4 protein-coding genes are annotated in these 4,268 nt (G+C 47.2%); 2 read left to right on the top strand and 2 right to left on the bottom strand.

Features of this window, described 5'->3' with window-relative positions:
* Positions 1-215: 215 nt before the first annotated feature.
* Entirely contained in the window at positions 216-899 is a 684-nt protein-coding gene (locus ABTW62_RS13400) for a hypothetical protein (RefSeq protein WP_430905077.1), read from the bottom strand.
* A gap of 1,147 nt (positions 900-2,046) precedes the next feature.
* On the opposite strand from ABTW62_RS13400, the gene infA reads away from it, so the two are divergent.
* Together infA and ABTW62_RS13390 are read left to right on the top strand one after the other, a co-directional pair.
* Positions 2,047-2,268: a translation initiation factor IF-1 gene (gene infA / locus ABTW62_RS13395; RefSeq protein ID WP_090415668.1), complete on the top strand. Its 222-nt coding sequence runs from the start codon at positions 2,047-2,049 to the stop codon at positions 2,266-2,268.
* A 453-nt stretch (positions 2,269-2,721) separates the two neighbouring features.
* Complete coding sequence (locus ABTW62_RS13390) at positions 2,722-3,030, top strand: BolA/IbaG family iron-sulfur metabolism protein (RefSeq protein WP_430905076.1); 309 nt, start codon at positions 2,722-2,724, stop codon at positions 3,028-3,030.
* 363 nt (positions 3,031-3,393) lie between these two features.
* Here the strand turns inward: ABTW62_RS13390 and ABTW62_RS13385 are convergent, their stop codons facing one another.
* On the bottom strand, positions 3,394-3,957 hold the full coding sequence (locus ABTW62_RS13385) for a hypothetical protein (protein ID WP_430905075.1): 564 nt from the start codon (positions 3,955-3,957) through the stop codon (positions 3,394-3,396).
* Positions 3,958-4,268: the final 311 nt, after the last annotated feature.

Genomic DNA, 4,268 nt, shown 5'->3' with positions numbered 1-4,268 from the left:
AGTGCCACGTCTCTCATAACCTCAACTTCTCGAACCGCCCGGTGCGGACCCGCATGCCGGGTGGTGTGGCAGGGGCGCAGCTTATAATGGCTGCCCCCTATGCCGATTTGCACAAGATTTGATTTGCGACCGGTTTTCTGCACAATGGTCACAACCAGCGCCGGTATATACCGCGGGACCAAACACCTGATACCATTGTTTGTATTGCAAGTGATTCAATACTGCCTCAAGCCAGTAATAGAGGATACGCCCGAGCACTTATAGTGGCTAGATGTCAATTTCCATGATGCAGAGCCAGAGACTTCTCTTCCGTCCGGCGAAACGGTAAGGTAGAGCTTGTATGCCCGATTCGTTCCGGCATCTTGCAAGGTTCCGGATAGCTTAAGCGTATTGCCCGCCAAACTACCTTTCAATAACCCGGTTTCCAGTTGCGCAGTCAAAAAAGTTCCGGCCTGATTAATCGCAGTAATGTAATTATTCTGCAGTCCCGCACCGATTCCGCAGCTATTGGGCCCGGCAGTTTCAACCATTCCCCAGTTACCAGTGAGATCTGCAGATGACTGAGAAATAATGAAATATTCGATATTCGAATATTCACTGAAACCTTGCTTATCTCCAGCTTGAACAGCAATATAAAAAGCAGCCCCGTTCCATAATGTCGCAGAAAAACTGGTATCCGATCCAACATTCAAGCTGCTTATCGAATTCGGACCAGCGCAGGGATATGGCGCATAGTTCAGTTTGTATTCTGTTGCACCTGGCACTCTGGTCCACGAAGCTGTAACAGTGAACCCGCTGGTTGAATAAGTAAGTACTGGTGCTGCAGGCGCCGCGGCCAACTGCATCGAGAGAGCAAATAGTATCGATGCGGATAGACATGCTACAATTTTTTCTCTCATTTGCACCTCTCCATACTTTCTCATCTGTTGTGAACATATTGGTTGAAAGTCAGCCGATAGCCAATCTTCAATCCGCCTAGAAACGCCTCGCTGTCAATTCCAACGCTTCATGCAGATACGCAGCCAAGGTTATTTCATGACCATTGTCATATTTCAATATGTACTTGAATATCGTACCAAGGTCGCATCACACTAAAATCAGGCTATGATCATTTCAGGCACATGCCTAGGAGTATCGATCCGTGGCAGGCCATTCATTCATGAATTTCTTTAGCCTGATACCGCCAAAGGTATTGCCCTTTCGCGCCTGAAGCGGCAGCAAGGATGCGCCTATCTGCACATGACTCTGCAATCAAAAGTTGCAGCGCTTACGCAGACCTGGACGAAGGAGGAGACTGGGGAGGAAGACAGCCGGGCCAGTTTCGTGTACAATGGTGTATTAAAAATCCAACAGCAACAAATGTTGTGTCAGCGTAACACCAACGTTTGAATTAATTAAAAGCAGGCCCGCTGATGCGGGTTTATTCTTTTAGCTCTCGAAAATATTCATAAATGTTGCTGGCATAAGCCGGCAATCCCCGCGTTAGTACGTGTCTGACAAAACAGTGTCGCTTAATATCCTTATCAAAGCTACACGTGCGACACTCGTATCCATTTGATGCAAATTAGATATTTAAAAATTTATTTTAAGAAATGACTGAATAAGTCATATAGTTAGCGGCAGCAGGCTGTTTTCAAGCTGGATTTATCAGTTGACCGATATCTTTCATGGTCAACCTATTGCGAGACAAATTATCAACGGTGATCTGCATTAACTCACCCGGCTGGTGACAATGCTGCAGGTCGAATTACACGACCTGCAAAGCACAGGGTGGCGCCACAACGCCTTGAAGTGGCACAATCTTGCAACCAAAATCGTGTCTTGCTCTGCGCCCTGAAAATCGCACATCACAGCCCACCCTGCTGAGGAATCCAGGCTCAAAGCAGACTCAATAGGCTTGCTGACTGCATACAAACTCTTTTATATATAGTTTGTTCTGCCCGCGTTTGTCTCGCTATCCAACTTATTCAGAACTTTTCTGATTTAAAACATCATCACTTCGATAGATGTTTTAAAACATTGTTCATCAATAGAGAGGTACTGATTATGGCTAAAGAAGAACTTATTGAACTGGAAGGAAGAGTAACCGACGTTTTACGCAACCAATGCTATCGTGTTGAACTGGAGAATGGCAAAGAAATTCAGGCTTATACGTCGGGCAAAATGCGCCGTTTCCGGATACGCATAGTACTGGGTGATCGAGTCAAACTGGAAATGTCGCCTTACGACCTAAGCAAAGGCCGCATCAACTATCGCATGAAAAACTAGGCCTTGTTGCTATTATAGCGGAGCCAAATGCAGGCTGAGATGAACCGGGTAAAACCGGTGCAGTCTCCAGCCATTTTCCGCGCGCTGTGAGAACATGTGCTGGCCAATCAAAACCGTGCACTTTTCTCAGCTAATGTCTGCGACCGGCAGCCCCTGAAAAGGCACTTCCGAGCGACGCACTGCATCCTCTGAAAGATACGGCATGATCGCAAGTTTATTAGATCCCCGATTCTTCTTGGGATAATAATCCCTCGCCAGTTTTATGGTGCGCAAGCACACCCTTGCGGCGGTTACTGTCCCCGCAGCACAGGGCGTAGGTCATGCACCATGGCTGTGGTAAGGTGGTTTATGGCACTTCCTGCATTTTCTTTGATCATACACCCGGTAGGTAATACATTACATAGCGTAATTTTGCTACCCTCGCCGAGAATAGTTTAGAAACATGTCATAAAGATGAAGCATTTAATCGAGACCAAGCTACAATCCCTGCAACCGCAGTTTTTGGAAGTCATCAATGAAAGCCATAGGCACAATGTAGCAGCAGGATCAGAATCCCATTTCAAGGTAACAATTGTTTCTGATCAATTCAATGGAAAAATGCTGCTCACACGTCATCGAATGGTTAACAAGGTTCTGGCGGATGAGTTGGCTCATTCCATTCATGCGCTTGTGCTGCACACAATGACCACCGAAGAATGGCTTGAAAAGAGCGGTACGCTCAGCCAATCTCCACCATGTCTTGGGGGGTCAATGTCCCAATGACAACCCATCGAATACAACTGCAAGAATCACAAACGCATCCTCGCAACAATCAAACCATGCAGAGGACTTATTTCGCTTTAACTCTTTAAGAGAGGGACCGGAAAGTCTCGGGACGAAAATCACCCCCCCCTACCGCGATCATATGCACTGGACCGGGTTGTCAAAGGACGGCAAGAGCTTGATCATTACCAGCATGCGGCCTGACCTGGGCTCTCGGGGTGGGCATGACGAGTGGATTTCACATCAAAATGCAGATGGCGAATGGCAGGAACCCATCATGCCTTATCGCACCGGTATCACCCAATACCGGTGCCCCGCTTGGTCGCCATTTACAATCTTGTGGCGATATTTGAAAAACACAGATCACTGTCCGCGTGGCTCATGATTGCCGCTCTGGGCAATGTCTGCCACTCGCACCAGCCGCGGCCAGCGATCATGTATCCATTGGTAATCCTTTGGAGTTTCTTCAGTTACCACATAGACCCTCTTCTCACCACCTCGCTCGGCAAGTAGCGCCTGTATCATCATTCCGGATTCCAGCACTATCCAATGAGACTTCTTTTCGTTGTCTTTCTCCATGAAACTATCGGCAGGAATCAAGACCGGCCTGGGATGCCAAGGTTTCCACTTGCCCGCCTTGATTGAATCGAGCCGCGCCCACCCGCCATTTGGAAACTTCCCAGGGCCTTCATTCTGACGTTTCCCCCAAAGCACCCAAACTACATCGCCGTGACGAAGCTTTATTGGCAGCTTGGCCTCTGGTTGCGGGAAGTATATCTTATTGCCTTGATATTGGATGCCACCACACATGAACAAAGAAAAAATGAAAACTATTATACAAACGATTCTGATGGATTTTTTCCACAATTCCTGTGTACAAGCTTGTGGATAATCTGCAAATAACAGGACTAACTCACCTGCCGGCAATGATTATTCTGGACAGTCTAAATTTTAGACACCGATTATTGGTCAAGAGCACAGCAATATGCTGCAATTTTCCTTCATACCTCTGGACGCTAGCAATAAGCGCCGCATTATTGTGCATTCAATAGCGATAATGACAGCGCTCCATTTGCCAAGCGCACTGGTATTTTTCATATGCGCTCATTCCAGGTCGTTGTAGCGCGCAAATTCTGAGAATAGCGGCAGAGCCAGCGACTAGGAGGCTGTCCGAGAATAGACTGATCTACTGCGGACGAGCCTGATTGGCCGGATTTTTCGATCCTTTTCGTTAAATA

The organism is Nitrosomonas sp. ANs5, from assembly GCF_050584665.1.
Classification (GTDB): domain Bacteria; phylum Pseudomonadota; class Gammaproteobacteria; order Burkholderiales; family Nitrosomonadaceae; genus Nitrosomonas.
This window is presented reverse-complemented; position numbering and strand designations above follow the sequence as displayed.

What these genes read in the sequence shown, in the direction of transcription:
- infA (WP_090415668.1), top strand. Translation starts at nt 2,047, where the DNA reads ATGGCTAAAGAAGAACTTATTGAACTGGAAGGAAGAGTAACCGACGTT.
- ABTW62_RS13400 (WP_430905077.1), bottom strand. Translation starts at nt 899, where the DNA reads ATGAGAGAAAAAATTGTAGCATGTCTATCCGCATCGATACTATTTGCT.
- ABTW62_RS13390 (WP_430905076.1), top strand. Translation starts at nt 2,722, where the DNA reads ATGAAGCATTTAATCGAGACCAAGCTACAATCCCTGCAACCGCAGTTT.